This window comes from Nocardioides scoriae, from assembly GCF_900104965.1.
GTDB classification, from domain to species: domain Bacteria; phylum Actinomycetota; class Actinomycetes; order Propionibacteriales; family Nocardioidaceae; genus Marmoricola; species Marmoricola scoriae.
Genome location: NZ_LT629757.1, coordinates 3,914,965 through 3,941,661, shown reverse-complemented (window position 1 = coordinate 3,941,661; position 26,697 = coordinate 3,914,965). Strand labels below are relative to the sequence as shown.

25 protein-coding genes are annotated in these 26,697 nt (G+C 75.5%); 14 read left to right on the top strand and 11 right to left on the bottom strand.

The window, feature by feature from the left end; all coding sequences use genetic code 11:
- Positions 1–2: 2 nt before the first annotated feature.
- From BLU55_RS18660 to BLU55_RS18645, 4 genes are read left to right on the top strand one after another with little or no spacing between them, the layout of a single operon-like run.
- Complete coding sequence (locus BLU55_RS18660) at positions 3–1,010, top strand: ABC transporter permease (RefSeq protein WP_091732906.1); 1,008 nt, start codon at positions 3–5, stop codon at positions 1,008–1,010.
- Positions 1,007–1,816 (top strand): ATP-binding cassette domain-containing protein, encoded by an 810-nt coding sequence (locus BLU55_RS18655; protein ID WP_091732903.1) that lies wholly within the window; start codon positions 1,007–1,009, stop codon positions 1,814–1,816. The genes BLU55_RS18660 and BLU55_RS18655 overlap by 4 nt, the downstream gene beginning before the upstream one ends.
- Before the next feature lie 56 nt (positions 1,817–1,872).
- Positions 1,873–2,757, top strand: a complete 885-nt coding sequence (locus BLU55_RS18650) for a sugar phosphate isomerase/epimerase family protein (RefSeq protein WP_091732900.1) — start codon at positions 1,873–1,875, stop codon at positions 2,755–2,757.
- Between the two features lie 9 nt (positions 2,758–2,766).
- Positions 2,767–3,369, top strand: a complete 603-nt coding sequence (locus BLU55_RS18645) for a nucleoside/nucleotide kinase family protein (protein ID WP_091732897.1) — start codon at positions 2,767–2,769, stop codon at positions 3,367–3,369.
- Here the strand turns inward: BLU55_RS18645 and BLU55_RS18640 are convergent.
- A complete protein-coding gene (locus BLU55_RS18640; RefSeq protein ID WP_091732894.1) occupies positions 3,359–4,504 on the bottom strand; it encodes a sialidase family protein in 1,146 nt (381 codons plus the stop codon). The two genes, BLU55_RS18645 and BLU55_RS18640, sit on opposite strands and share 11 nt — an antisense overlap.
- A gap of 207 nt (positions 4,505–4,711) precedes the next feature.
- Here BLU55_RS18640 and BLU55_RS18635 point away from each other — a divergent pair, with 207 nt between their 5' ends.
- Entirely contained in the window at positions 4,712–4,984 is a 273-nt protein-coding gene (locus BLU55_RS18635) for a hypothetical protein (protein ID WP_091732890.1), read from the top strand.
- Positions 4,966–5,880, top strand: a complete 915-nt coding sequence (locus BLU55_RS18630) for an alpha/beta fold hydrolase (protein ID WP_231916960.1) — start codon at positions 4,966–4,968, stop codon at positions 5,878–5,880. Before BLU55_RS18635 ends, BLU55_RS18630 begins: the two co-directional genes overlap by 19 nt.
- Positions 5,881–5,883: 3 nt before the next feature.
- On the opposite strand, the gene BLU55_RS18625 is transcribed toward BLU55_RS18630, so the two are convergent.
- From BLU55_RS18625 to gatC, 8 genes are all read right to left on the bottom strand, one after another.
- Complete coding sequence (locus BLU55_RS18625) at positions 5,884–7,029, bottom strand: PQQ-dependent sugar dehydrogenase (RefSeq protein ID WP_091732888.1); 1,146 nt, start codon at positions 7,027–7,029, stop codon at positions 5,884–5,886.
- 10 nt (positions 7,030–7,039) lie between these two features.
- The gene (locus tag BLU55_RS18620) at positions 7,040–7,885 is read right to left on the bottom strand and encodes an ECF transporter S component family protein (protein ID WP_231916959.1); all 846 of its coding nucleotides are present in this window, start codon (positions 7,883–7,885) and stop codon (positions 7,040–7,042) included.
- A complete protein-coding gene (locus BLU55_RS18615) occupies positions 7,882–9,483 on the bottom strand; it encodes an ABC transporter ATP-binding protein (protein WP_091732885.1) in 1,602 nt (533 codons plus the stop codon). Before BLU55_RS18615 ends, BLU55_RS18620 begins: the two co-directional genes overlap by 4 nt.
- Positions 9,467–10,639 (bottom strand): CbiQ family ECF transporter T component, encoded by a 1,173-nt coding sequence (locus BLU55_RS18610; RefSeq protein ID WP_231916958.1) that lies wholly within the window; start codon positions 10,637–10,639, stop codon positions 9,467–9,469. Before BLU55_RS18610 ends, BLU55_RS18615 begins: the two co-directional genes overlap by 17 nt.
- Positions 10,640–10,648: 9 nt before the next feature.
- Positions 10,649–11,404, bottom strand: a complete 756-nt coding sequence (locus tag BLU55_RS18605) for an LPXTG cell wall anchor domain-containing protein (protein WP_091732880.1) — start codon at positions 11,402–11,404, stop codon at positions 10,649–10,651.
- Between the two features lie 233 nt (positions 11,405–11,637).
- Positions 11,638–13,149: an Asp-tRNA(Asn)/Glu-tRNA(Gln) amidotransferase subunit GatB gene (gene gatB, locus BLU55_RS18600; protein WP_091732878.1), complete on the bottom strand. Its 1,512-nt coding sequence runs from the start codon at positions 13,147–13,149 to the stop codon at positions 11,638–11,640.
- The gene (gene gatA / locus BLU55_RS18595) at positions 13,146–14,681 is read right to left on the bottom strand and encodes an Asp-tRNA(Asn)/Glu-tRNA(Gln) amidotransferase subunit GatA (RefSeq protein ID WP_172833936.1); all 1,536 of its coding nucleotides are present in this window, start codon (positions 14,679–14,681) and stop codon (positions 13,146–13,148) included. Before gatA ends, gatB begins: the two co-directional genes overlap by 4 nt.
- Positions 14,678–14,977, bottom strand: coding sequence for an Asp-tRNA(Asn)/Glu-tRNA(Gln) amidotransferase subunit GatC (gene gatC, locus BLU55_RS18590; RefSeq protein ID WP_091732876.1), 300 nt, complete (start codon positions 14,975–14,977; stop codon positions 14,678–14,680). The genes gatA and gatC overlap by 4 nt, the downstream gene beginning before the upstream one ends.
- Before the next feature lie 84 nt (positions 14,978–15,061).
- On the opposite strand from gatC, the gene BLU55_RS18585 reads away from it, so the two are divergent.
- The 3 genes from BLU55_RS18585 to BLU55_RS18575 are packed head-to-tail and all read left to right on the top strand — an operon-like array spanning position 15,062 to position 18,369.
- Complete coding sequence (locus tag BLU55_RS18585; protein ID WP_091732874.1) at positions 15,062–16,219, top strand: type III PLP-dependent enzyme; 1,158 nt, start codon at positions 15,062–15,064, stop codon at positions 16,217–16,219.
- Positions 16,220–16,223: 4 nt separating this feature from the next.
- Positions 16,224–17,633, top strand: coding sequence for an MFS transporter (locus tag BLU55_RS18580; RefSeq protein ID WP_091732873.1), 1,410 nt, complete (start codon positions 16,224–16,226; stop codon positions 17,631–17,633).
- Complete coding sequence (locus tag BLU55_RS18575; RefSeq protein WP_157682944.1) at positions 17,620–18,369, top strand: SGNH/GDSL hydrolase family protein; 750 nt, start codon at positions 17,620–17,622, stop codon at positions 18,367–18,369. Before BLU55_RS18580 ends, BLU55_RS18575 begins: the two co-directional genes overlap by 14 nt.
- Positions 18,370–18,375: 6 nt before the next feature.
- On the opposite strand, the gene ligA is transcribed toward BLU55_RS18575, so the two are convergent.
- Positions 18,376–20,457: an NAD-dependent DNA ligase LigA gene (gene ligA / locus BLU55_RS18570; RefSeq protein WP_269457963.1), complete on the bottom strand. Its 2,082-nt coding sequence runs from the start codon at positions 20,455–20,457 to the stop codon at positions 18,376–18,378.
- A gap of 209 nt (positions 20,458–20,666) precedes the next feature.
- On the opposite strand from ligA, the gene BLU55_RS18565 reads away from it, so the two are divergent.
- From BLU55_RS18565 to BLU55_RS18545, 5 genes are all read left to right on the top strand, one after another.
- Positions 20,667–21,353, top strand: a complete 687-nt coding sequence (locus BLU55_RS18565; RefSeq protein WP_197681043.1) for an alpha/beta hydrolase — start codon at positions 20,667–20,669, stop codon at positions 21,351–21,353.
- A 7-nt stretch (positions 21,354–21,360) separates the two neighbouring features.
- A complete protein-coding gene (locus BLU55_RS18560; RefSeq protein WP_091732868.1) occupies positions 21,361–22,746 on the top strand; it encodes an MFS transporter in 1,386 nt (461 codons plus the stop codon).
- A 120-nt stretch (positions 22,747–22,866) separates the two neighbouring features.
- On the top strand, positions 22,867–23,637 hold the full coding sequence (locus BLU55_RS18555) for a hypothetical protein (protein ID WP_091732867.1): 771 nt from the start codon (positions 22,867–22,869) through the stop codon (positions 23,635–23,637).
- Positions 23,638–23,772: 135 nt separating this feature from the next.
- A complete protein-coding gene (locus BLU55_RS18550) occupies positions 23,773–24,399 on the top strand; it encodes a TetR/AcrR family transcriptional regulator (RefSeq protein ID WP_231916957.1) in 627 nt (208 codons plus the stop codon).
- Positions 24,396–26,063, top strand: coding sequence for an MFS transporter (locus BLU55_RS18545; protein WP_091732861.1), 1,668 nt, complete (start codon positions 24,396–24,398; stop codon positions 26,061–26,063). Before BLU55_RS18550 ends, BLU55_RS18545 begins: the two co-directional genes overlap by 4 nt.
- A 91-nt stretch (positions 26,064–26,154) precedes the next feature.
- Here the strand turns inward: BLU55_RS18545 and BLU55_RS18540 are convergent, their stop codons facing one another.
- Positions 26,155–26,694, bottom strand: a complete 540-nt coding sequence (locus tag BLU55_RS18540) for a type 1 glutamine amidotransferase domain-containing protein (protein ID WP_091732857.1) — start codon at positions 26,692–26,694, stop codon at positions 26,155–26,157.
- Positions 26,695–26,697 lie beyond the last annotated feature (3 nt).

Below are 26,697 nucleotides of genomic sequence, written 5' to 3'. Positions count from 1 at the left end.
CCATGAGCACCACCGACCCCACCGCCCCCCGCGCCGGGACCGAGCCGGGCGTCGCACCCCCGGCGCCCCGGCCCACCGCGCGCCAGCGGCTGGGCTCGGTCGCCTGGCCCGAGGTGGCCGCGCCCGCGGCGCTGGTGCTGCTCCTGGTCGGGTTCGGCATCGCCGACCCGGGCTTCCTGGCCACCGGCAACCTCGGGGCGATGCTCCAGGCCGCCGCCATCTTGATGGTCCTGGTCCTCGGCCAGACCTTCGTGGTGGCGACCGCCGGCATCGACCTGTCGGTCGCCTCGACGATGACGCTCTCGGCCATCGCGCTCGGCGAGACCTACTCCCGCACCAGCTCGATCCTGCTGGCCGTGGTCGTCGCGCTGGTCACCGGCGTGGCGGTGGGGGTGCTCAACGGCCTGCTCATCACCAAGGGCCGCATCACCGACTTCATCGTCACCCTGGGGATGCTGTCCGCGGCGTCCGGCCTGGCGCTGATCGTGGCGGACGGCAAGCCCACGCAGGTCATCGACCGGTTCCTGCTCGACCTCACGGTCCGCGGCTTCGGCATCGTCACCTGGGCCGTGCTGCTCGCCCTGGTGCTGACGGTGCTGGCCCACCTGCTGCTCTTCCGGACCTCCTTCGGCACGCACCTGCTGGCCGTCGGCGGCTCGGTGCGGGCCGCACGGGCCTCCGGCGTGCGCACCGACCGGGTCAAGATCGCGGCGTACGCCCTGTCCGGCAGCTGCGCGGGCACCGCGGCCGTGCTGCTCGTCGGCCGGGTCGGCGCCTCCGAGCCCGCCAGCAACACCAGCTTCCTGCTCAACTCCGTGGCCGCCGTCGTCCTCGGCGGGGTCAGCCTCTTCGGGGGCCGCGCCACCATCGTCAGCCCGATCGCCGGCGCCCTGCTGCTGACCGCGCTGGTCAACGGCCTGACCCGGTTCGGGCTTTCGGAGTTCTACCAGCCGCTCGCGGTCGGCGTGGTCGTCATCGCCGCCGCCTTCCTCGCGAGGTTCGACCGATGACCGCCACCCAGCACGAGACCCCCACCGCCGCCCCCGAGGGCGAGCTGCTCCTCCGGGCGAGCGGCCTGACCAAGTCCTACGGCCAGGTCCAGGCGCTGCGCCAGGGCGACCTCGAGGTCCGGGCCGGCCGCGTCACCGCCATCATCGGCGACAACGGCGCCGGCAAGTCCACCCTGGTCGGGTGCCTCTCGGGCATGCACCGCTCCGACGGCGGCGAGCTGCGGGTCGGCGACGAGCAGGTGTCGTTCACCGGCCCCCAGCAGGCGCGCGCGGTCGGCATCGAGACCGTCTACCAGGACCTCGCCCTCGTCGACACGCTGCGGGTGTGGCAGAACCTCTACCTCGGCCGCGAGGACGGCGTCGGCCGCGGGCCGCTGCGCTGGCTGCGGCGCGGGGCGATGCGGGCGGAGGCCGCCCGCATGGTCGGCGCGCTCGCCGTCAACGTGCCGTCGGTCGACGCGCGGGTCAACGGCCTCTCCGGCGGCCAGCGGCAGGCGGTCGCCCTGGCCCGGGCCGCCGGCTGGGGCTCGCGCATCGTCATCCTCGACGAGCCCACCGCCGCCCTCGGCGTCCAGGAGACGGCCAAGGTCGAGGAGATGATCCTGCGGCTGAGGTCGCAGGGCCTCGGCCTGGTGCTGGTCAGCCACAACTTCGACCAGGTGCTCCGGGTCGCCGACGACGTGTTCGTGATGCGCTCGGGCCGCACCGTCGCCCACCGCGCGACGGCCGGCACCACCGGTCCCGACCTGGTCGCCCTGGTCACCGGCGCGACCGTCGAGCCGCGCCCACCGGCACCCGACGCCTGACCGCGCGGCTCCCTCACCTGCCCCTCCCCGCTCCCTCCCCGAAAGGCACACCTGCCATGAACCCCCTGGGTCTGCACGCCCTCGTCTGGGTCGGCGACTGGTCCGCGGCCTCCGCCGCGCACGCCATCTCCTCGACCGCCCGCCTCGGTTTCGACCTCATCGAGGTCCCCCTGCTCGACCCCGCCACGGTCGACGCCGCGATGACTCGATCCCTGCTGGAGGAGCACGGCCTCGGTGCCGCCTGCTCCCTCGGCCTGGACCACAGCGCCGACGTCTCCAGCGAGGACCCCGCGGTCGTCGCCCGTGGCCGCGACCTGCTCGCCCGGGCCGTCGACGTCGCGGCCGAGATGGGCGCCGGCGACCTGTGCGGGGTGCTCTACTCCGTGCTCGACAAGTACCCCGCCCCGATCAGCCCCCGCTCGCGCCAGCACGTCGTCGAGTCGATGGCGTGGCTCTCCGAGCGGGCCGCCGGGAGCGGGCTGCGGGTCAACCTCGAGGTGGTCAACCGCTACGAGACCAACGTCGTCAACACCACGGCCGAGATGCTCGACCTCATCACCGAGACCGGGGCCGACCTCGGCGTCCACCTCGACACGTACCACATGAACATCGAGGAGGACGGCATGGCGCAGGCGGTCCACCAGGCCGACGCCGCCGGCCGGCTGCGCTACGTCCACGTCGGGGAGTCCCACCGCGGCTACCTCGGCTCGGGCAACGTCGACTTCGCCACCTTCTTCGCGGCGGTCCGCGAGTCGGCGTACGACGGCCCGGTGGTCTTCGAGAGCTTCAGCTCCGCCGTCGTGCACCCGACGCTGTCCAACACCCTGGCGGTGTGGCGCAACCTGTGGGACGACAGCGAGGACCTGGGCCGCCACGCCCACGAGTTCATGGCCCGCCACCTCGGCGCCGGGGCGGACCAGCCGGCAGCAGCCGCCCGGTAGGTTGCTGCGGTGCGACAGATCATCGGCATCGCGGGGGCGCCCGGCGCCGGCAAGACGACGTACGCCGTGCAGCTCGCGGCCCGGCTCGGCGGGGTGCACCTGCCGATGGACGGCTTCCACCTCGCCGACGTCAGCCTCGACCGCCTCGGCCTGCGGGCGCGCAAGGGCGCGCCGGAGACCTTCGACGCCTGGGGGTACGCCGCGCTGCTGCGACGGCTGCGCGAGGACACCGGCGAGACCGTCTACGCGCCGGCGTTCGAGCGCGACCTCGAGCAGCCGCTCGCGGGGGCGATCGCGGTGCCGCCGGAGGCGCGCGTCGTGGTGACCGAGGGCAACTACCTGCTGCTCGACCGCCCCGAGTGGCGCGCCGCCCGCGAGCAGGTCGACGAGTGCTGGTGGCTCGAGGTGGACGACGACCTGCGTCGTGCCCGTCTGGTCGCGCGCCACGTCCGGTTCGGCAAGACGCCGGAGGAGGCCGCCGCCTGGGTGGCCGCCGTCGACGACCCCAACGCCGCGCTGGTGCGGTCGTTCCGCGACCGGGCCGACCGCGTCGTGGAGGCGGAGCCGCTGCCGCCCGCCGACCCGGGAGTGGTGCAGCCGCTCAGCCGGTGACGGCCGCCGCGCGCACCACCATCACGTCGGGCAGGTCGCTGACCACCTCGCGCCACGAGCCGCCGCCGTCGGTGCTGCCCCACACGGCGCCGTTGCGGGCCCCGAAGTAGAGGCCGGGCGCGGCGTGGTCGTCGGCGCACATCGCGTCGCGCATCACCGCGACGTAGAACGCGTCGGGCAGCCCCTCGCCGAGCTCCTCCCAGGTCTCGCCCGCGTCGCGCGAGCGCCACACCCGGGCCCGCGCCTGCGGCGGGTAGCGACGCTCGCCGCCGTTGATGGGGAAGACGAACACGGTGTCGGGCTCGTGCGGGTGGACCACCACGGGGAAGCCGAAGTCGGCGGGCAGGCCCTCGGCGATCGAGGTCCACGAGCCGCCCTCGTCGTCGGAGCGGTAGACGCCGCCGTGGTTCTGCAGGAACAGCCGCTCGGGCCGCGAGGGGTGCCGCGCGACCTTGTGGACGCACTGGCCGAACTCGGGGTACTGCTGGCCCTCGGGCAGGAACTCCGCCCGGATCCCCTGGTTGCGCGGCGACCAGGAGGCGCCGTCGTCGCGGGTCTGGTAGACGCCCCCGGTCGAGAGCGCGACCGTCACCGAGGTCGGGTCGTCGGGGTGGGGCAGGATCGTGTGGAACGCCTGCCCGCCGAACCCGGCCTGCCAGTGCTCGCGGTGGGGGTGGTCCCACAGGGCCCGCTCCAGGGCGAAGGTCGCGCCGCCGTCGGTCGAGCGCCACACCGCCCCCGGCTCCGATCCGGCCCACACCACGCCGTCGACCGCGCCCGGCACCAGCTGCCACACCCGCTCCACGCTGGCCTCGACGTCGTCGGGGAAGCGCAGCCCGCCCTGCTCGGACTCGTCCCAGGAGGCGCCGAGGTCGTCGGAGCGGCGCACCCGCGGGCCCAGCCAGCTCGACGACGCCCCGGCGAGCAGCCGCGCGCCCCCGGTGCCGCCCCTCTCGCTGCCGCCCCGGGTGTCGACGGCGCAGGAGTAGACCTCCTCCATGTCGAAGTGGGGACCGGTCCACTCCCAGTCCTCGCGGGCCTCGTCGGAGCGCCCGACCCACAGGCCCTTGCGGGTCCCGACCATCAGCACGGTCCGGGGCGTCGCGGTCGGCTGCGGTGCGGTCTGGTCCGTCATGGGGTCTCCTCGGGTCGTGGTGCGGGTGGTCCGGCACCTGAGCAGACCACCGAGCACCGACGAAGTCATCGCCCCGGCGTGTCGGGGCCGACACCCGGAGGCGTTCACGCACTCGTCACACGTGCGTGACGCCCGGGACTCCACGGCTGCCTAGCGTGGTGCTCCCGACGCACCGCACCGCCCGCAGCACCCGAGCAGGAGACGCCCATGACCGGTCACCGCGCGCGCCTGTCCCTGCACCTGCGCCCGACCCGGGTGCCGCCGCTGGTCCCGGTGCTGGTGCCCCTGGCCCGGTGGGCCGAGCGCAGCCAGCGCCAGGCCTGCCGCAACGCCCTGGTCGCCTCCACCTCGCTCTCCCAGGGCCGCCGGGAGCGCGACGAGGTCGCGGAGTACGTCGAGACCGTGCTCGCCCACCGGTCGGGCGACCTGACGGCGGACCGCTCCTCGGGCATGATCCCGGGGTGGCCGACCGCGCTCTGACCCTCGCCCCTCCTGCCGACGACGGCCTCGCGCTGCGCTACTACGCGGTGCCCAGCCGCGACGGCACGGTGCTCCAGGCCTGGACCAACGACGTCGAGGGCCCCACGGTGCTGCTGTGCAACGGGCTCGGCACCAACCCCTACGCCTGGCCCTCGCTGCTGGACCCGGCGTGCGGCGTGCGGGTGGTGTCGTGGAACCACCGCGGCACCGGCGGGTCCCACCGTCCGGTGGACCGCGAGCACGTCGGCATCGACGCCTTCGCCGAGGACGCCCTGGCGGTGATGGACCACGCCGGGCTCGACAGCGCCGTGCTGATGGGCTGGTCGATGGGCGTCAACACCATGTTCGAGGTGGCCGTGCGCCACCCCGAGCGGGTCGATGGCCTGTTCGCGGTCGGTGGCGTGCCCGGTGACACCTTCGCCTCGATGCTGGCGCCGCTGCGCGTCCCCCGGCCCGTGAGCAAGGCCCTCACCGTCGGCGCCGCGCGGGTCGCCAAGGTGGTCGGACGCGGCGTCACGCCGTGGACCACGGGGCTGGCCGTCGGGCCCGCCACGCTGCGGGCCCTGAGCCACAGCGGCTTCATGCTCCCGGTCGCCGACGAGGAGCTCTCCCGGCGGGCGGTGCGCGAGTTCCTCAGCACCCCGGTCGAGTGGTACGCCCACCTCGCGCTGCACTCCTCCCTCCACCGCCGGGTCTCGCTGCGGGGCATCGAGGTCCCGACCAGCTTCCTGGCGGGGAGGTACGACGTGCTGGCGTCCTCGCGCGACATGCGCACCGCCGCCGACCGGATCCCGGGCGCGGTCTACGAGGAGCTGCGCGCCACCCACTTCCTGCCCATGGAGCGGCCCCACGAGGTGATCACCGCGCTGCGGGCGCTGCTGGCGCGGGTGGGCTGACGCCTAGGGCGCGACCAGCAGGATCCGGTCGTCCTGGGGGGCCGGGTCGCCGCGGCCGTCACGGTTGGAGGTCGTCACCCACAGCCGGCCGTCGGGCGCGGTGACGACCGTGCGGACCCGACCGTGGTCGCCGACGAGGAAGCCGCGCTCCCCCGTCGCGCGGGCGCCGTCGACGTCGACGCGCCACAGCCGCTCGCCGGCCAGCGCCCCCATCCACAGCCGGCCGTCGCGGAAGGCCAGCCCCGAGGGTGAGTTGTCGTCGGTGGCCCACTGCACCTGCGGGTCGGTGGTGCCGGCGGGACCGCCGCGACCCTCGGTGCCGGGCCAGCCGTAGTCCCCGCCCTTCCTGATCAGGTTGAGCTCGTCCCAGGTGTCCTGGCCGAACTCCGAGGCCCACAGCCGGCCGCGGTCGTCGAAGGCCAGGCCCTGGACGTTGCGGTGGCCCCGGGACCAGACCGGCGAGCCCGGGTCGGGGTTGCCGGGAGCGGGGTCGCCGTCCTGGGTGATCCGCAAGATCTTGCCGGCCAGCGAGCCCCGGTCCGGGGCCAGCTCGGGCTGCCCGGCGTCGCCCGTGGAGACGTAGAGCCGGTCGTCGGGCCCGAAGGCCAGCCGGCCGCCGTCGTGGTAGCTGTTCCTCGGGATGCCGGTCAGCACGGGCCGCATCCGGCCCAGCCGGCCGTCGCGGAAGGTCGTGCTCACCACCCGGTTGTCGTCGGCGGTCGTGGCGTAGAAGAAGACCCGCGCGTCCTCGTCGTACGACGGCGACACGGCCACCCCGAGCAGCCCGCCCTCGCCCTGCGGCGTGGCCAGCTCGACCGAGCCGACGCGGGTCACCTCCCCGTCGGCGACCCGGAGCACCCGGCGGGTGTCGCGCTCGGTCACCAGCGCCGACCCGTCGGGGAGGAAGGCGATCCCCCACGGCACCTGCAGGCCCCGGGCGACGGTGCCGACCACGCGCGGGCGAGCGGAGGTCGACGGCCCCGAGGAGGCGCTGGGCGAGGCGCTGGGCGAGGCGCTGGGTGAGGCGCTGGGCGACGCGCTCGCCGACGGCGTGTCCCCCGCCTCCGGCTCGGCGGCCGGATCGGACCCCCCGCAGCCCGCCAGGGCCAGCGCGGGCACGAGCAGCAGCGGAGCCAGCCTCGGCGTCATGGCGTCGAGGCTAGCCAGCGCGGCCCAGCGGACCGGCCGGCTGCTCGGTGCGCACCACCGTCGCCCGGCGCACCGCCCGCCGCAGCGTGGCCAGCACCGCGGGACCCAGCACGACCAGCGCGACCGAGGTCGTCACCGCCCGGCCGGTGTCCCACGACCCGGTCGAGGTCAGCAGCGTGTAGACGCCGAACCGGTGCAGGTTGGCCAGCAGTGGGTCGCCGGGCACGAAGGACAGCGCCCCCTCGTAGCCCGGCACCGCGACCCCCAGGGCGAAGGGCCAGCTCATCAGGTTCATCACCAGCCCGAAGGCGTACGCCGCGACCACGGCGTACGCCACCAGCAGGGCGATCTCGGCCCGCCCGCGCACCCGGCGGGGCAGCAGCCCGGCGCCCATGCCCACCCAGGCCGAGGCCATCATCTGGAACGGCAGCCACGACCCGACCCCGCCGGTCAGCAGCGCCGAGGCGAACAGCGACGTGCAGCCCAGCACGAAGCCGAAGCCCGCGCCGAAGACCCGGCCCGCGAGCACCAGCAGGAAGAAGACCAGCTCGACGCCGGCGATGCCGGCCGAGAGTCCACGCAGCACGGCGTTGACGGCCGTCAGGACGCCCAGCATCGCCAGCACCTTGGAGTCCATGCCGCCCTCGGTGAGCTCGGCCAGGCACACCACGATCACCACGGGCAGCAGCAGCATGAACACGAAGGGCGGCTGCACCGTGTCGGCGTCGACGCGGACGCGCACCAGCAGCGGCCAGCAGAACATCAGCAGGCCCGCCAGCGACGCGGCGGCCAGCACGGCCGCCGACCGGGGCCGCAGCCGCAGGCGGGGGGCGTCAACCCGGGAGGGCGCGCTCACCTCGACGCCGCCACGACCTGGTCGACGGTGAGCCAGTCGCCGCCGAGGATCTTGTGCACCTGCGGGGCGAAGGCGGGCGACTCGGCGACCACCCGGCTGGTGGGCCCGGCCGAGACGATCTCGCCGTCGGCGAGCACCACCACCTGGTCGGCGACCTGGGCGACGAACTCGACGTCGTGGCTCGCGACCAGCACCGCCCGGCCCTCGGCCGCCAGGCCGGTGAGCACGCGGCCCAGCTGCTGCTTGCCGGGGTAGTCCAGGCCGCGGGTGGGCTCGTCGAGCAGCAGCACCGGCGGCCGGGCCGTCAGCACCACCGCGAGCACGACCGCCAGCCGCTGACCCTCCGAGAGGTCGCGCGGGTGGGCGTCGCGGTCGATGCCCGGCACCAGGCGCTCGAGCAGGGCCGCCGCCGTCCCGGGCGCCGCGTGCGCGTCGCGGTCGGCCACGTCGCACTCGGCGGCGACGCTCTCCAGGTAGAGCAGGTCGGCCGCGGTCTGGGGCACCAGTCCGACGTGGGCGCGGCGCGCGTCGGCGCCGAGCCGGGCGGGGTCGCTGCCGTCGACCTCGACGCGGCCGCCGCGCCGGGCGCGCGCGCCCTGGAGCGTCCACAGCAGCGTCGACTTGCCCGAGCCGTTGCGGCCCATGAGGGCGGTCACCTGCCCGCGGCCCAGGCTGAGGTCGACGCCGCGGAGCACCAGCCGGCGTCCGAGGGCGACCTCGACGTCGCGGGCCACCAGCGCGGGGGTGGACGGCGCCAGCACGGCCTCGGGCCCCGGCGCCGGGACGGGGCCGGACTCGGGCAGCGCCAGGCGCCCGGCACGACGACGCGCGTCGCGCACGCTCAGCGGCAGCGGCGACCAGCCCGCCCAGCGGCCGAGCTCGACGATGGGCGGTGCCACGGGCGAGCGCTCGAGCATGGGGGCCGGCTCGCCCGCGGTGACCCGGCCGTCCTGCTCGACGAGCACCACCCGGTCCACGAACGGCACCACCCGCTCGAGCCGGTGCTCGGCGACCACGACGGTGACCCCGAGGTCGTGCACCAGCCGCGTCAGCGTGGCCAGCACGTCCTCGGCCGCGGTCGGGTCGAGCGCCGAGGTCGGCTCGTCGAGCACCAGCAGCCGGGGGTGCATGGTCAGCACCGACCCGATGGCGACCCGCTGCTGCTGGCCGCCGGAGAGCGAGCGCAGGTCGCGCGAGCGCAGGTCGGCGACCCCGAGCAGGTCGAGGGTCTCCTCCACCCGCCGCCGCATGGTGGCGGGGTCGAGGCCGAGCTGCTCCATGCCGTAGGCCAGCTCCTCCTCGACCGTGTCGGTGACGAAGCCGGCGGTGGGGTCCTGGCCGACGTACCCCACGACGTGGGCGCGCTCGCGCGGCGGCAGGTGCAGCACGCTGCGGCCCTCGAGCAGCACGTCGCCCCGCAGGCTGCCGCCGGTGAAGGCCGGCACCAGCCCGTTGAGCACCCCGAGCAGGGTCGACTTGCCGACGCCGGTGCGCCCGGCGACCAGGACCAGCTCGCCCTCGTCGAGGGTCAGGTCGACGCGGTCGAGGACGGGCGGGCCGTCGGCGTACGCGAACGTCACCTCACGCAGCTCCAGCACGCGCCGCCTCCCGTCGTCCGGGGGACGTGCGGCGGTCGGCCCGCTCGCCGTCGGTCGCCAGCACCGGCGGCGGCGCCACCACCGCGGCGGCCAGGCCGAGCAGCACCGCCAGCACGGCGGCGTCGCTGATCCCGGGGGCGCCGGTGACCAGCGGGTGCAGCACCGGCTCGTCGACCAGCAGCCGCAGCGCGACCGCCGAGCCGAGACCGGCCAGGGCCACCCCGGCCTCCTCGGCGTGCCAGCGGTCGGGTCGGTAGCGGGTGCGCTGCACGCGACGCCCGGCCGACCACAGGCCCAGGGCGGCCAGCGCCACCCCGCCGAGCATGCCCGGCACCACCAGCCAGCGCGGCGCGGTCTGGTCGAGCCAGGCGTAGCTGCCCACGCAGATCCCGCACAGGCCGAGCAGCAGCAGCGCGCCGGTGGTGGCCCGTCGGCCCCGGCCCAGCGACCCGCTGCGGCCGTAGCCACGCGCGTCCATGCCGGCCGCGAGCGCCATCGAGCGCTCGAGCGCGTCCTCCAGCACCGGCACCACGACCCCGCGCAGCCGGCGGACGCGGCCGCCGGGGACCCCGCGCAGCGCCCGGGCCGCCCGCACCCGGCGCAGGCTGTCGGCCAGCTGGGGCAGCAGCGCCACCGCGACGACAACCGCGGTGCCGACCTCGTGGAGTGCCGGGGGCATCGAGCGCAGCAGCCGCTTGGGGTTGGCCAGCGCGTTGGCGGCGCCGACGCAGATGACCAGCGCGGCCAGCCGCAGGCCGTCGTACAGCCCGGCCAGCAGGGACTCCAGGGTCACCGGGCCGAGCAGCGTCACGCCCGCGACCCAGCCGGGCAGCGGCACCGCCGGCAGGTCGAGCAGCACGGTGCTGCCGACACCGCCGCCCAGCAGCACGCGCAGCACCAGCCGGACCACGACGATGACCAGGCCGAAGAGCAGGTAGAGCCGGAAGGAGCCGGACCAGGGGTGGTCCGAGCGCCGCAGGCCGACGGTGAGGCAGGCGACGGCGACGACGCCCAGCAGCAGCACCGGGTTGGTGGTGGCGGTGGCGGTCGCGGCCAGGCCCAGCGCCCACAGCCACCAGGCGCCGGGGTGCAGGTCGCGTGGCAGCCGGGAGCGACGCTCCACGTGGGCGTCACCGCCCGCCGCGGACCCGCTCACCGCGACCGCCTACTCGCCGGCGTTGCGGCGGCGGCGCACCAGCAGCACGCCGCCGGCACCACCCAGGACCAGCAGGCCGATGAACGGCACCACCCAGTCGCGGCCGTTCTCGGTGCTCTCGACCGCGCTCTCGCCGGTGCCGTCGCCCGAGCCCGGGCTGGTGGTGGCGTCCGAGGAGGGCGAGGTGCTCGGCGAGGGGCTGGCCCCGTCGGAGGCCTCACCCGAGGAGTCGGCCGCGGTCGCGGCCACCGGCTCCACCGAGGGCGGGGTCGCCTTCTTGGTGCCCTGCCAGGCGAACGCCACGAAGTCGCCGTCGCTCAGCTCGAGCTCGTCGGCACCCTTGGGGGCGTAGTCCCACGCCGCGTCCTGGGCCAGGAACAGCCCCCAGTAGGCGTTGGCGGGCGGCATCTGCGCGCAGCCGCCGGAGGCGGGCTCGCCGTCGACCTTGCAGGCGGCACCGGGGAAGGCCCCCACGGGCGTGAGCTCGTGGCCCGCCTCGGAGAAGACCTTCGTGGCGACCTGGCCGTCGCCGTCGGCGACGCAGTCCTGCTGGACGCCGCCCCCGAGGGCGCCGAAGTCGACGACGACGTTGACGCCGGTGTTGCCGGTGCACAGCGAGCCCTGAGCGTCGGCCGCGCGCACGCCGCCGGCGGCGGTCGCCGGCGCGCCGGCCCCGACGAGGACGAGCAGCCCGACCAGGGCAGCGAGGGGGGCGACGACGAGCGAGGTCAGCGTCCTCGACGAGGGGCGGACAGTGGTGCGCATGGTTCCTTCCCGCAGCAGCAGCGGGAGGACCTCGGGCCGAGGCACACCCGCTGCGTTCCACGACAGCATCGATGGGGTGTCGCCCCCGGCAGGCGTTCCGGCTCGCCGTCCCGCAGGACGACCCACGGTTGCGGGTCAGCGCCGGCTTCGGTCCGGCTTCCCCCGCACGGGGACCACGTGTTCACGTACCCGGTGAGGGCATCCTCACGCTAGCACCAGGCCGGAGGAGGGCCTCAGGCCAGGCGCTCGAGGACCAGCTCGCGCACCCGTCCGGCGTCGGCCTGGCCGCGCATCTCCTTCATGACCGCGCCGATGAGGGCGCCCGCGGCCGCCACCTTGCCGTCGCGGATCTTGGCCGCCACGTCGGGGTTGGCCGCGATCGCCCGGTCCACGGCCTCGCCGAGCGCACCGTCGTCGGAGACCACCGCGAGCCCGCGGGAGGCGACGACCTCGTCGGGCGTGCCCTCGCCGGCCAGGACGCCGTCGAAGACCTGCCGCGCGAGCTTGTCGTTGATCTGGCCCTCGTCGACCAGCGCCTGGATCCGGGCCACGTCGGCCGGGGTGATCGGCAGCGCGGCCAGCTCGGTGCCGGTCTCGTTGGCACGGCGGGCCAGCTCGGAGAGCCACCACTTGCGGGCGGCCTGCGGCGAGGCGCCGGAGTCGATGGTCTCCTGCACCAGCTCGAGCGCCCCGGCACCGGCGGTGTCGCGCATCTCGAGGTCGGAGAAGCCCCACTCGCGCTGCAGCCGGGCGCGGCGCTCGCGCGGCGGCTCGGGCAGCGTGCCGCGGAGCTCCTCGACCCACTCCCGCGACGGCGCGACCGGCACCAGGTCGGGCTCGGGGAAGTAGCGGTAGTCCTCGGCGTCGGACTTCTCGCGGCCCGCGGTGGTGACCCCGGTGTCCTCGTGCCAGTGGCGGGTCTCCTGGCGGATCGAGCCGCCGCCGTCGAGGATCGCGGCCTGGCGGCCGATCTCGTAGCGCGCGGCCCGCTCCACCGAGCGGAACGAGTTGACGTTCTTGGTCTCGGTGCGGGTGCCGAGGGTGCCCGACCCCGCCGGGGCCAGCGAGAGGTTGACGTCGGCGCGCAGGTTGCCCTGGTCCATCCGGGCCTCGGAGACCCCGAGGGCCACGATCAGCTCGCGCAGGTGGGCGACGTAGGCCCGGGCCACCGCGGGGGCGTGCTCGCGGGCCCCGGTGATCGGGCGGGTGACGATCTCGATCAGGGGGATGCCGGCCCGGTTGTAGTCGACCAGCGAGTAGTCCGCGCCGTGGATGCGGCCGGTCGAGCCACCGACGTGCAGCGACTTGCCGGTGTCCTCCTCCATGTGGGCGCGCTCGATCTCGACCCGGAAGGTCTCCAGGCCCGAGCCGGTCTCGACCTCGACGTCGGTCCAGCCGTCGAAGGCGATCGGCTCGTCGTACTGGCTGGTCTGGAAGTTCTTCGGCATGTCCGGGTAGAAGTAGTTCTTGCGCGCGAAGCGGCACCACTCGGCGATCTCGCAGTTGAGCGCGAGGCCGATGCGGATCGCGGACTCGACCGCCTTGGCGTTGACCGCCGGCATCGAGCCGGGCAGGCCGAGGCACGTGGGGCAGGTCTGGGTGTTGGGCTCGCCGCCGAAGGTCGCCGGGCAGCCGCAGAACATCTTGGTCGCGGTGTTGAGCTCGACGTGGACCTCCAGGCCCATCGCCGGGTCGTACGCCGCCAGGGCGTCCTCGAAGGACACCAGGGTCTCGCTCGGGCTCATCGGGCCACCGCCTCGTCCAGCTTGTCGGGATGGAGCAGCGGGCCGCCCCAGCGGTGCTCCAGCGCCGCCTCGAGGGCCGCGCCGACGCGGTAGAGGCGGTCGTCGGCGGTCGCGGGGGCCAGCACCTGGAAGCCGACCGGGAGGTCGTCCTCGGCGGCGAGGCCGGCGGGCACCGAGATGCCGGGGATGCCGGCCAGGTTGGCCGGGATGGTGGCGACGTCGTTGAGGTACATCGCCAGCGGGTCGTCGAGCTTCTCCCCCAGCTTGAACGCCGTGGTCGGCGCGGTCGGGGACACCAGCACGTCGGCCTTGTCGAAGGCGCGCTCGAAGTCGCGGCTGATGAGGGTGCGGACCTTCTGCGCCGAGCCGTAGTAGGCGTCGTAGTAGCCGCTGGACAGGGCGTAGGTGCCGAGGATGATGCGGCGCTTGACCTCGTCGCCGAAGCCGGCGTCGCGGGTGGCGCGCATGACGTCCTCGGCGCTCGGGGACTCGACGCCCTCGGGCACCACCCGCAGGCCGTAGCGCATGGCGTCGAAGCGGGCCAGGTTGGACGACGCCTCGCTCGGCATCACCAGGTAGTAGGCCGCCAGGGCGTGCTCGAAGGACGGGCAGCTGACCTGCACGATCTCGGCGCCCGCCTGCACGAGCAGCTCGACGGCCTCGTCGAAGCGCTCCTGGACGCCGGGCTGGTAGCCCTCGCCGCCGAGCTCGCGGATGATGCCGACCCGCAGGCCGGCCAGGTCGACCGACGCGCCCGCGCGGGCGGCCTCGACGACGGCCGGGACGGGCTGGTCGATGCTGGTCGAGTCGAGCGGGTCGTGGCCGGCGATGACCTCGTGGAGCAGGGCGGCGTCGAGCACCGTGCGGGTGACCGGGCCGGCCTGGTCGAGCGAGTTGGCCATCGCCACCAGGCCGTAGCGCGAGACGCCGCCGTAGGTCGGCTTCACGCCCACGGTGCCGGTGACGGCGCCGGGCTGGCGGATCGAGCCGCCGGTGTCGGTGCCGATCGCCAGCGGGGCCTCGTACGCCGCGACGGCCGCGGCCGAGCCGCCGCCGGAGCCGCCGGGGATCCGGTCGAGCGCCCACGGGTTGTGGGTCGGGCCGTAGGCCGAGTGCTCGGTGGAGGAGCCCATCGCGAACTCGTCCATGTTGGTCTTGCCGAGGATCGGCAGGCCGGCCGCCCGGAGCCGGGCGACCACCGTCGCGTCGTACGGCGGGATCCAGCCCTCGAGGATCTTCGACCCGCACGTGGTGGGCAGGCCCTCGGTGGCCAGGACGTCCTTGACCGCGACGGGCACGCCGTCCAGCGGCGAGGCGAGCCGGCCGGCGGCGCGGCGCTCGTCGGAGGCCCGCGCGGCGGCGAGCGCCCCCTCGGGGTCGACGTGGAGGAAGGCGTGGACCTCGCCGTCGACCGCGGCGATGCGGTCGAGGAAGGCCTGGGTCAGCTCGACGCTCGTGGTCTCGCCCGCGGCCAGGGCCTGCGCGAGGTCGGCCGCCGGGCGCTGGACCAGGGGCGTGCCGGCGGCGCTCACTGCTCGTCCCCGAGGATCCGCGGCACCGCGAAGCGCTGCTCCTCGACCAGGGGGGCGCCGGACAGCGCCTGCTCGGCGGTGAGCGAGGGACGCACGACGTCCTCGCGGAAGACGTTGGTCACCGGCAGCGGGTGGCTCGTGGGCGGGACGTCGGCGGCGGCGGCCTCGCTGATGGAGGCGACGGACTCGAGGATCACCGAGAGCTGCGGCGCGAGGTGGTCCAGCTCGGCGTCGTCGAGCTCGATGCGGGCGAGGTCGGCCAGGTGGCGCACCTGTGCTCGGCTGATGTCAGGCATGGACTTCATCCTAGTCAGCGGCTCCGGGCCGCCCAGTAGTGGACCACCGGTATCCCCGGGCGGCCACGGCCCTCCTCACCGGGCATGCAGAGCACGCTCCTGGCCCGCCAGCGGACGGCCCCCGAGGTCCGCCGCACCACGCCCTACCTCGCGCTCGACCCGACCGTCGTGGAGCGGCGCTTCCACGCGCTCGCCGCGGCGCTGCCGGGGGCCGAGGTCCACTACGCCGTCAAGGCCAACCCGCACCCCGCGGTGCTCGAGGCCCTGGTCGGATGCGGCAGCCGCTTCGACGTCGCGACGCCCGCCGAGGTGCGCGCCGCGCTCGCGGCGGGCGCCGACCCGGGCGACCTGGTCTGCTCGCACCCGGTGAAGCGGCGCGAGGACGTCGCCGAGGCCCACGCCCTCGGGGTGCGGCTGTTCGTCGTGGACTCCCCCGCCGAGACCCGCAAGGTCGCGCAGGCCGCGCCGGGGTCGGCCGTGCTGTGCCGCCTGGCCACGACCGGGGCGGGCTCGGAGTGGCCGCTGTCGGGCAAGTTCGGCGTCTCCCCCGTGCAGGCGGTCGAGATCCTGCTGGAGGCCGCCCGCCTCGGCCTCGAGGCGGCCGGGGTCTGCTTCCACGTGGGCTCGCAGCAGCGCGACCCCGAGGCGTGGGCCGCGCCGGTCCGGGACGCGTCGCGGGTGCTGGCGGCGCTGCGCCACAGCGGGCTCTCCCCGTGGCTGCTCGACCTCGGCGGCGGCTTCCCGGCCCGCTACTCCCACGACGCACCGCCCCTGGCGGCGTACGGCGCGGCCATCGAGCGGGCGCTGCAGGAGGGCTTCGGGACGGGCGGCCGTCCGCGGGTGCTGGTGGAGCCCGGCCGCGGGCTGGTCGGCGACGCGGGCACGCTCGTCACCTCGGTCGTGGGCGTCGTGGAGCGGGGCCCCCGGGAGGCGCCGGTGCGGTGGGTGTTCCTCGACGCCGGCGTCTTCACCGGCCTGGTCGAGACCCTCGGCGAGGCGATCCGCTACCGGCTGCGGACCGACCGCTCGGGGCCCACCGGCCCCTGCGTGCTGGCCGGCCCCACCTGCGACAGCGCCGACGTGCTCTACGAGCGCGAACCGGTCGAGCTGCCGCTGGCGCTCGCCGAGGGCGACCTGGTCCGCCTCGAGGCCGCCGGCGCCTACACCTCGAGCTGCTCCAGCGTGGGCTTCAACGGGTACGCCCCGCTGCCCACCCACCTCACCCGCGACACCGGCGCGTGACCCGGTGGAGCCCCTCGACCCGGTGACGCGACGGGTGCTGGTCGCCCACGTGCTGGCCTCGCTGGCCCTCTCGGTGCCCTGGCCGCTGCTCCTCGTGCTGGTCGACGAGCGCAGCGACGACCCGCTGCTGCTCGGCCTGGCCGGGGCGGCCCGGATGCTGCCGTACGTCGTGTGCTCCTGGGCCGCCGGTCGGCTCGCGGACGCCGTGCGCCGGGACCGGCTGGTGCGGGTCACCTTCGCGGTGCGCGGGCTGCTGATGGTCGTCGCCGCCGCGGCCCTCCTCGCCGACCAGGTGTGGCTGGCGGTGGTCGCCAGCACGCTCGTCGTGGCGGTGGCCACGCCGGCGTACCCCGCCCTGGTGGCGGCGATGCCCGGGCTGGCCGGAGCGCAGCACCGGCGGGCGACCGAGGTCCTGGTGACCGTCGAGGTGGGGGCGTTCGTCGTGGGCGCCGCCCTGGGCGGGCTGCTGCTCCACCCGGCCCTGCGCGGGGCGCTGCCCTGGGTGCCGGTGGCGCTGACGCTGGTCGCCTGGCCGCTGCTGCGCGGCGTGCCGATGCCCGCACCGCGACGCGCCGTCCCGGACGGGCGGGGGCCCGACGAGCACGCCGCCGGGACCCCGTCGGCGCTGGCCGCCCTGCTGGCCGCGCCCGCCGCGCTCCGGGCGGTCGCGGTGATGGCGTGCGTCAACCTGGTCGCCGCCACCCTGGTGCTGGCGCTGCTGCCCCTGGCGCTGGAGGCCTGGGACGGCGACGCGGCCGGCTACGGGCTGGCCACCGGCGTCTTCGGGTTCGCGGCCCTGGCCGCCCCGCTGCTGGCGCGGCTGCTGGCCCGGCTGGGGCGCACCCCGGAGCGTGCCGCCGCCCACGGGCTGGGCCTGCTGGCGCTGGGCGTGCTGCTGCTGGCCCCCACCCCGTCGCTGGCGTGGGCCCTGGGCCCCCTCGCGCTGGCCGGCTCGGTCTCCGTGGCGGTCGAGGCGGCGGCCACCGGCGTGCTGCAGGACGAGGTCCCGGACGCCGTGCGCGGCACCGTGCTGGGCCTCAACGACACGGTCATCGTCACCGCCGCGCTGCTCGGCTCCCTGCTCGCCCCCACCGCGCTGGACCTGCTGGGCGGCGACCTCGTGCTGGGCGCGACCGCGCTGCTGGTGCTGCTGGCCGCGGTGTCCAGCCGGGTGGCGGCTAGGTTCGAGGGGCCCGCCGCCCCGACCCCCCCGAGGCCCGATGTCCCGCTCCGCCCTGCTCCGTCCGCGGCTCCTGGCCGCCACCGCGCTCCTCGCCCTGGCGACGAGTGCGTGCTCCGGGTCCCCCGGCAGCGCGAGCGACCCGGAGGACGCGTCGGGGAGCCGTCAGGACGCCTCCAGCCAGGGGGGAGCAGCCGCCGGGACGCAGGTCCGGCGCTACGTGGCGCTGGGTGACTCCTACAGCGCGGCTCCGCTGGTGCCGGTGACCGACGTGGCGCAGGGCTGCTTCCGCTCCAGCGCCAACTACCCCTCGCTCGTCGCCGAGGCGCTCGGCGCCGAGCTCGACGACCGCAGCTGCGGCGGCGCCCGCACCGAGGACCTCACCCGCAGCCAGCTGGCCGGCGTGCCCCCGCAGGCGCGGGCGTTGCAGCCCGACACCCAGCTGGTCACCGTCGGCCTCGGCGGCAACGACGGCGGCGTCTTCAGCAGCCTGGTCAACCGGTGCTCCGCGCTCGCCCGCCAGGACCCCGAGGGCTCGCCGTGCGAGACCACCATGACCGCGGGCGGCACCGACCGGCTGCTCACCACGCTGCAGGCGACCCGGGCCCGGCTCACCACCGCGCTGCGCGAGGTCGAGCGCCGCTCCCCCGACGCGCGCGTGCTGGCCGTGGGCTACCCGCAGATCGTCCGGGCCGGCTCCCCCTGCCCCGAGCTGCCCCTTGCGGCGGGCGACTACGCGTACGCCGAGCGCGTCAACCGGGCGCTCACCGACGCCGTGCGCGGTGCGGCGAGGGCGGCCGGCGTGACCTACGTCGACGTCTGGGCGGCCAGCCGCGGCCACGACATCTGCTCCGACCAGCCCTGGGTGAACGGCTCGGTCACCGACCAGTCGGCCGCGGCGGCGTACCACCCCTTCGCCGTGGAGCAGCGGGCCGTCGCGAAGCTGGTGCTGGCGGCCGCCCGGGGCTGAGCGGTCTCAGTCCCCGTCCGTCGCCGGAGCCGGCTCCGCGTCCTCGGGACCGTGCTCGAGCAGCCGCTTGAACCCCGCCTCGTCGAGCACGGGGACGCCGAGCTGCTCGGCCTTCTCGGCCTTGGAGCCGGCGTTCTCCCCGACCACGACGTAGTCGGTCTTCCTCGACACCGAGCCCGAGGCCTTGCCCCCGCGCACGATGATCGCCTCCTTGACCGAGTCGCGGGTGAAGTCGACCAGCGAGCCGGTCGCCACGATCGTGAGGCCCTCGAGGGTGCGCGGCACCGACTCGTCGCGCTCGTCGGCCATCGAGACCCCCGAGGCCTCCCAGGTGTCGACGATGCGCACGTGCCAGGGCTCCTCGAACCACTCGATCACGGCCGCGGCGATCGTCGGACCGACGCCCTCGGCCGCGGCGAGCTCGGCCTCGGAGGCGCCCCGGATCGCGGCCATCGAGCCGAACTCCTGGGCCAGCGCCCGGGCGGCGGTGGGACCCACGTGGCGGATCGAGAGCGCCACGAGCACCCGCCAGAGCGGGACCTCGAGGCGTTGCCGCAGGTGGGCGAGCAGGCGTTGCCCGTTGGCGCTCAGCTGCGGCCCGTCCTCGCCCTTGCGCGGCGCGCGCGTGAACAGCGGCGCGCTCAGCAGCCGGGCCTCGTCGAGGTCGAACACGTCCCCCTCGTTGGCGATGGCCCCCGCGTCGAGCAGGGCGACCGCGGCCTCGTACCCCAGCCCCTCGATGTCGAAGGCGCCGCGGCCGGCGACGTGGAACACGCGCTCGCGCACCTGGGCGGGGCAGTGCTCGTGGTCGGGGCAGCGGAGGTCCTTGTCGCCCTCCTTCTGCTGGGCCAGCGCCGTCCCGCAGGCCGGGCACTCGGTGGGCATCTCCCACTCGGGGAGCCCCTCGGGCCGCAGCGCCAGCACCGGGCCGAGGATCTCGGGGATCACGTCGCCGGCCTTGCGCAGCACGACGGTGTCGCCGGGGCGAACGTCCTTGCGCCTCACCTCGTGCGCGTTGTGCAGCGTGGCGTTCTCGACCGTCGAGCCCGCGACCTTGGTCGGCTCCATCACGCCGTAGGGCGTCACCCGGCCGGTGCGGCCCACGTTGACCTCGATGGAGAGCAGCCGGGCGTTGACCTCCTCGGGCGGGTACTTGAACGCGATCGCCCACCGCGGTGCCCGGCTGGTCGAGCCCAGGCGCCGCTGCAGCGCGACGTCGTCGACCTTCACGACCACGCCGTCGATCTCGTAGGGCACGATCGTGTGGCGCTGCTCGCCGACGCGCTCGACGTAGGCCTCCACCGCGGGCAGGCCCGTGACCACCTCGACCTGGTCGGAGGTGGGCAGGCCCCACGCGCGCAGCGCCTCGTAGGACTGCGACTGCGCGCGGGGCTCGAACCCCTCCCGGGCACCGATGCCGTGGCAGACCAGGCCCAGCGCCCGGGTCGCGGTCACCCGCGGGTCCTTCTGGCGCAGCGACCCCGCGGCGGCGTTGCGGGGGTTGGCGAACATCGGCTTGCCGGCGTCGGTCATCGCCTCGTTGAGCCGGTCGAAGGCCAGGACGGGCAGGAACACCTCGCCCCGGACCTCGAGCACCCGGGGGGTGGGGAACTCCTCGCTCTCGTGCAGCCGGTGCGGCACCGCGTCGATCGTCCTCACGTTGGGCGTGACGTCCTCGCCGGTGCGGCCGTCGCCGCGGGTCAGCGCCCGGACCAGGCGACCGTCCTCGTAGAGCAGGTTGATGGCCAGGCCGTCGACCTTGAGCTCGCACAGGTAGGCCGGGTCGGTGATGCCGTCGCGGGTGAGCCGCTGCTCCCACGAGGCCAGCTCCTCGGTCGAGAAGGCGTTGTCGAGGCTCTCCATCCGCTGCAGGTGGTCGACGGCCGTGAACTCGGTCGACACCGCGCCACCCACCCGCTGCGTCGGGGAGTCGGGCGTGCGCAGGTCGGGGACCTCGGCCTCGAGCTCCTCGAGACGCCGCATCCGGGTGTCGAAGTCGGCGTCGGACAGCGTCGGGTCGTCGAGCACGTAGTAGCGCCAGCGCGCCTGCTCGACCTCCTCGGCCAGGCGGCGGTGCTCCTGCCGCAGCTCGGCCTGCGGGTCGCGGTCCGGCGCCTGGTCGGCCGGCGCGGGTCCTGCCGAGCGGCTCGACGGGGTGCTCGAGGGGGTCTGCTGGCTCACGGACCCATCTTGCCGTGGTCCACCGACAGCGCCCATCCGGCCGCGCGGCCGGGCCGAACCACGGTCGTCACCCCGGATCTGCCCCGCCAGCCGGCCCCCTCGGATTGGATGGCCCCGTGCCCGCACCCGACCTGCTCCGCTCCACCGCCCCCACCCGCGCGACCGGCGTGGTGGTGCTGCTCCACGGCGGCGCCAAGACCGGCACCCAGGACCTGGCCTCCTCCCGCAGCGCCTCCCGGTGGCGCGCCGACCGGTTGCGCCGGGTGCTGGAGCCCCGGCTGGTGGCCGCGGGCCTCGAGTCCTACCTGCTCACCTACGCGGTGCGCGGCTGGAACGACGGCCTGGCGGCGGAGCCCTCCCCGGTGCCCGACGCCCGGTGGGCGCTCGAGCAGGTGACCGCGGCCCACCCCGGCCTGCCCGTGGTCCTGCTCGGCCACTCCATGGGCGCCCGCACCGCGGTCCGCGTCGCCGACCACCCGGCCGTGGTCGGGGTGGTCGGCCTGGCGCCCTGGTTCGAGCCGGGCGACCCGGTCGCGGCCCTGGCCGGGCGCCACCTGCTCGTCGGCCACGGCAGCCGCGACAAGATCACCTCCGCCCGCGCCACGCGGGCCTACGTCGCGCGCGCCCGGCCGGTGGCCGCGTCGGCGGAGTTCGTCGACATGGGTCGGCTGGGCCACTACATGCTCGCCCGCCCGGCCGCCTGGAACCGCTTCGCGCTCCGCGCGACGCTGACCGTGCTCGAGCGGTCCGGTGCACCGCGCCGGGACCCGGCGACGGAATGCCCGGGCGGCGCCGCGGGTTGAGGCCCCGATGACCTCCACCACCCCTGCCCGGGCCACCACGACCGACGAGCCGGACGCGCACGCGACCGCGTCGGGTGCCGACCGCTGGGTGCCGGTCCTCATCGGCCTGCTGTTCGGCCTCGCCGGGCTGGGCAGCTCCTCGGCCGCGATCGCGCTGCCGACCATCGCCTCCGACCTCGGTGTCACCACCGGGGTCAGCGCCTGGGCCATCAGCCTCTACGCGCTGATGCTGGCCGTCGCCACGGCCGTCTACGGCCGCGTCTCCGACCTCGTCGGGCTGCGGCTGCCGCTCGCCGCCGGCGTGGCCCTGATGACGACGGGCGCCCTGGTGGGCGCCCTGGCCCCCGACTTCGGGCTGCTGCTGGCCGCCCGGGTGCTGCAGGGCGCCGGCGCCGCGGCGGTCCCCACGCTGGGCGTGGCGATCGTGTCGCAGCGGTTCCACGGTCCCGCCCGCGGCGTGGCCCTGGGCCAGGTCGCCGGGCTCGCGGCGGCGGTCAGCTGCCTGGGCCCGCTGGCCGGCGGCACCGTCGAGGGCCTGCTGGGCTGGCGGGCGGTGATCGCGCTGCCGATGCTCGGGGCGCTGCTGCTGCCCCTGCTGTGGCGCTCCATCCCGACCGACGGCAGCGGGGCCCGCCTCGACCTGGTCGGCGCCGTCCTGGTCGCCGCCACGGCCGCCGGGGTGGTGCTGCTCGTGCAGTCGCCCTCGACCGGTCCCGTGGTCGCCGTCGCCGGCGGCGTGCTCGCAGTGCTCGGCGCCCCCGCCGTCGCCGCGTGGGTCCGCCGCCGTCCCCAGGGCTTCCTGCCCGTCGAGGTCATCCGCAACGCCACCGTGGTGCGCAGCGCCCTGGCCGCCGGCGCCGTCCCGGCCGCGTGGTTCGCGCTGCTCATCGCCGTGCCCGCCGTGCTCGTCGCCGACGGCTGGCAGCCCTGGCAGGTGGGCCTCGCCCTGCTGCCCAGCGCCGCCACCGGCCTGCTCGCCCCCCGCATCGCCTCGCCGCTGCTCAACCGGATCGGCCCCACGTCCGGGCTGCTGCTGGCGGCCTCGGTCTCCGCGGTCGCCCTGGTCGTCGCGGCGCTCGGCGCCCGCGAGACCTCGGCCGTGCTGCTGGTCACCGCCGTCGTGGCCGTCACCTTCGCCTTCGGACTGGGCCAGCCGGCCCTCATGGAGGCCGTGGGCGACGCCGTCACCGAGGACGTGCGCGGCGTGGCCCTCGGCATCGCGACGCTGTTCTTCCTGGTCGGCGGCGGCATCGGCTCCGCGGTGGTCGGCGGCCTCGGCGACCTGCTCGGCGTCGACGGCGCCCTGCTGCTGCTCGCGGTGCTGCCCGTGCTCGGGCTGCTGGTGCTGGTGCCGCAGCTGCGCTCGCGGGACGCTCGCCGACCCCTGCCGTGACCCCTGGCCGGCGCCGGCGCGGGCCCGACGTGGGAGAGGTCACGCCCCCACCCGGGAACGACGAGGTGGGTCCCGGGCGTCTTACCGTGGGTACGCCCGTTCCCCCACCCGTCGAGGACCATGACTGACGACGACACCCCCCGCAAGCTCGAGCTCTCGCCGATCCAGGTCATGGCGAGCGCCCTGGCCGCGGTCTCCGCTGCCTTCTTCGCCTCCTGGGCCGGCACGGCCGGCACCCTGATCGGCGCCGCCGCCGGCAGCGTGGTCGCCACGGTCGGCGCCGCGACGTACTCCTACTCGCTCAACCGCTCCGCCGAGGCCGTGCGCCGTCGCGCCGCGGCCGTGCGCGAGAGCACCCTGCTCGGCAGCGGGCTGGGGTCGGGGCTGGGCCGGCCGGGACGCTCGACGGCGACCGGCACCGAGCAGATGGAGGCCATCGCGGAGGACGAGCGCCGCGAGGCCCCGAGCCTGTGGCAGCGCCTCGACCCCCGCCGCGCCGACCTGCCCTGGGGCAAGGTCGCCCTGGCCAGCGTGGCCGTGCTGCTCGTGGCGATGGTCGCCATCACCTCGCTCGAGGGCCTGACCGGACGCTCGCTGGCCTCGCTCGCCGGCAACGACACCAGCAGCAGCACCACCGTCGGCAACGTGGTCTCCGGCGGTGGCTCGGGCTCGAGCACCGACGACACCCCCGCGCCCAGCCCGCAGCCGACCCCGTCGCCGACCGACACGGCCACGCAGGACAGCACCGAGGCCCCCACCCCCTCCTCCGACCCGACGCCGACCGAGGACGCTTCGCCGTCTGCCGACCCGACGCCGAGCCAGGACCCCAGCCCGACGGCCGACCCGACCACGGGCACGAGCCCCTCGGCCGACCCGACCACGGCGCCCTAGCGCCTCGTGGCGGGCGCCTGCTGGGCCACCCGCGACTAGACCACCTGGGGGCCTGGGAACAGGTTCCCGGGGTGCTGGGTTCATGATCGATGGAACGGAACCGTTCCGTTCCATCGACATCGGAGGTGCCCCGTGGTGCCACTCGCGGCCGGCATCCGTCCCCGCGTCGCCGGTGCGCGCGAGGAGGAGATCCTCGACGCCACCGTGCGGCTGCTCCTCGAGGTCGGCTACGACCGGCTGACGCTCGACGCCGTCGCCAAGGAGGCGCGGGCCGGCAAGGCCACCCTCTACCGCCGGTGGGAGAGCAAGGCCAGCCTGGTCGTGGACGCCATGGTGCGCGCCAAGCAGGCGCCCCACGTCGAGGCCCACGACACCGGCTCGCTGCGCGAGGACCTGCTGCGGACCTTCTGCGGCCAGCACGGCCCGGTCGGCAGCGACGCCACCGCCCTCATGGGCGCCGTGGTCACCGCGCTGGCCAGCGACCCCGACTTCGCCTCCCGCTTCCGCGAGCAGGTCATCGCCCCCAAGGTGGCCGTCTCCGACGAGATCTACCGCCGGGCCGTCGCCCGCGGCGAGATCTCCGCCGACCTCGACCTCGAGGTCATCGGTCCCGCGCTCGCCGGGATCGTCCTGCACCGCACCTTCGTCCTCGGGCTCGTCAGCGACGACGAGTCCGTCCAGCGCGTGGTCGACCACGTGATCCTCCCGGCGTGCGGCCTGGTGCCGCCCGCCCCCTCCTCCCAGGAAGCCGACCGGCCATGACCGACGTACGCGAACCCGCACCTCCCCTGACCCCTGGACCCGACGCCACGCCCACCGAGGAGCCCGGTGGCTCCACCCGCCTGGGCTGGGCGCTGCTGCTCATCTCGGTGGCGCAGCTGATGGTCGTCCTCGACGCCACCATCGCCAACATCGCCCTGCCCTACATCCAGTCCGACCTCGACATCTCGCAGGCCAACCTGCAGTGGGTCGTGACCGGGTACGCGCTGGCGTTCGGTGGCCTGCTGCTGCTGGGCGGCCGCCTCGGCGACCTCTACGGCCGTCGCCGCATCTTCATGGTCGGCGTCGCGATCTTCGCCGTCGCCTCCGGCGTGGGCGGCCTGGCCGCCAACGAGGCCATGCTGCTCGCCTCGCGTGGCCTGCAGGGCCTCGGCGCCGCACTGGCCTCCCCCGCCGCGCTCGCGCTGATCACCACGAACTTCCCGGCCGGGCCCCAGCGCAACCGCGCCTTCAGCATCTACGCCGCGATGTCGGGCGCCGGCGCGGCCGTCGGCCTGCTGCTCGGCGGCTGGCTGACCGGGCTGACCCCCGACCTGTTCGGCGCCTCCGTGGACGGCTGGCGCCTGACCTTCCTCATCAACGTGCCGATCGGCCTCGCGGCCGCCTTCGCCGCCCCCCGCGTGCTGGCCGAGAGCGAGTCGCACCCCGGCGAGCTCGACGTGCCCGGCGCCCTGTCCGGCACCGCCGGACTGGTGGCGATCGTCTTCGGCCTCTCCCGTGCCGGTGAGCCCAGCCACGGCTGGGGCGACCCGAGCACCCTGACCGCGCTGGTCCTCGGCGTGCTGCTGCTGGGCGCCTTCGTGGCCATCGAGCGTCGGGTCGAGCACCCGCTGCTGCCCTTCCGGATCCTGCTCAGCCGCACCCGGGCCACCGCCTTCGTCACGATGATGATCGTGCCCGCGGCGATGTTCGCGATGTTCTACTTCCTCTCGCAGTTCGTGCAGAACGTCATGGGCTACTCCCCGCTGCAGACCGGCGTCGCGTTCCTGCCCTTCAGCCTCGGCATCGTCATCGCCGCGACCGTGTCGTCCAAGCTGATGGCGATGGTCGACCCCCGCTGGATCGCCGGCATCGGCACCGCCATGGCCGGCGCCGCGCTGTTCGGCTTCTCGCGGCTCTCGGTCGACTCCTCGGCCGGCTCGATCCTCTCGGCCGTCACCGGCGGCGAGACCCACCTGGGGACCGACGTGAGCTACTGGGCGAGCATCTTCCCCTACATCTCGCTGATGTCGCTGGGCATGGGCGCGACCTTCGTGCCGATGACGCTGGCCGCCGTCCACGGCGTCTCCCACCGCGACTCGGGCATCGGCTCGGGCGTGCTCAACACCATGCAGCAGGTCGGCGGCGCGCTCGGGCTCGCGGCCCTGTCGACCGTGGCGGTGCACTTCTCGACCGACCGCGCCACGCAGATCACCTCCGACCTGCAGGCGGCCGGCCAGGCCTCCGGCGTGCGTCCCACCGAGGCGATGCAGCAGGCCGTGGGCAACCTGGCCTACCAGGGCGCCTTCACCGACGGGGCGACCAACGCCTTCCTCGCCGGGGCCTTCATGATCTGGGCCGCCAGCCTGATCGTGTGGATCTTCCTCAGCGTCAGGCACGAGGAGCTGGCGGTCGACGACGCCCCCGCCGGGGTGCACGCCGGCTGAGGCACCACCGACGCACGACGACGGGCCCGGAGATCGCTCTCCGGGCCCGTCGTCGTGCTGCGTCGTCGTGCTGCGTCGCCGGTGGTGCGGCTCAGTCCTGCAGCGCCTCGGCGATGGCCTCCACGAAGGCCGGCAGGTCGTCGGGGTTGCGGCTGGTGACCAGCCGACCGTCGACCACGACCTCCTCGTCGCTCCACTGGGCCCCGGCGTTGCGCAGGTCGACCGCCAGGCTCGGGAAGCTGGTCAGCCGCTTGCCCGAGGCCACGCCGGCCGAGACCAGCAGCCACGGGCCGTGGCAGATCACGGCCAGCACCTTGTCCTGCTCCAGCGCCTGGCGCACGATCTCCTGCGCGTCCTCGTCGGTGCGGATGGTGTCGGCGTTGATCGTGCCGCCGGGCACCACGACCGCGTCCACGCCGGCCACGTCGAGGTCGGTGAAGACCCCGTCGACCGACACCTTCTGGGTGGGGTCGGTGTCGTTCTCCACCGCCTGGATGGCCTCGGCCGTGGTCGAGTAGACCTTGACCTCGGCGCCCATCGCGGCCAGCTCGTCGCGCGGCGTGACGAGCTCCGCCTCCTCGAAGTGCGAGGTGGCGATGATGGCGATCCTCTTGCCGTTCAGGTCCGGCACGTC

What these genes read in the sequence shown, in the direction of transcription:
- BLU55_RS18650 (WP_091732900.1), top strand. Translation starts at nt 1,873, where the DNA reads ATGAACCCCCTGGGTCTGCACGCCCTCGTCTGGGTCGGCGACTGGTCC.
- gatB (WP_091732878.1), bottom strand. Translation starts at nt 13,149, where the DNA reads ATGAGCCCGAGCGAGACCCTGGTGTCCTTCGAGGACGCCCTGGCGGCG.
- BLU55_RS18635 (WP_091732890.1), top strand. Translation starts at nt 4,712, where the DNA reads ATGACCGGTCACCGCGCGCGCCTGTCCCTGCACCTGCGCCCGACCCGG.
- BLU55_RS18660 (WP_091732906.1), top strand. Translation starts at nt 3, where the DNA reads ATGAGCACCACCGACCCCACCGCCCCCCGCGCCGGGACCGAGCCGGGC.
- BLU55_RS18655 (WP_091732903.1), top strand. Translation starts at nt 1,007, where the DNA reads ATGACCGCCACCCAGCACGAGACCCCCACCGCCGCCCCCGAGGGCGAG.
- BLU55_RS18640 (WP_091732894.1), bottom strand. Translation starts at nt 4,504, where the DNA reads ATGACGGACCAGACCGCACCGCAGCCGACCGCGACGCCCCGGACCGTG.
- BLU55_RS18545 (WP_091732861.1), top strand. Translation starts at nt 24,396, where the DNA reads ATGACCGACGTACGCGAACCCGCACCTCCCCTGACCCCTGGACCCGAC.
- BLU55_RS18585 (WP_091732874.1), top strand. Translation starts at nt 15,062, where the DNA reads ATGCAGAGCACGCTCCTGGCCCGCCAGCGGACGGCCCCCGAGGTCCGC.
- BLU55_RS18625 (WP_091732888.1), bottom strand. Translation starts at nt 7,029, where the DNA reads ATGACGCCGAGGCTGGCTCCGCTGCTGCTCGTGCCCGCGCTGGCCCTG.
- BLU55_RS18555 (WP_091732867.1), top strand. Translation starts at nt 22,867, where the DNA reads ATGACTGACGACGACACCCCCCGCAAGCTCGAGCTCTCGCCGATCCAG.
- BLU55_RS18605 (WP_091732880.1), bottom strand. Translation starts at nt 11,404, where the DNA reads ATGCGCACCACTGTCCGCCCCTCGTCGAGGACGCTGACCTCGCTCGTC.
- BLU55_RS18560 (WP_091732868.1), top strand. Translation starts at nt 21,361, where the DNA reads ATGACCTCCACCACCCCTGCCCGGGCCACCACGACCGACGAGCCGGAC.
- gatC (WP_091732876.1), bottom strand. Translation starts at nt 14,977, where the DNA reads ATGCCTGACATCAGCCGAGCACAGGTGCGCCACCTGGCCGACCTCGCC.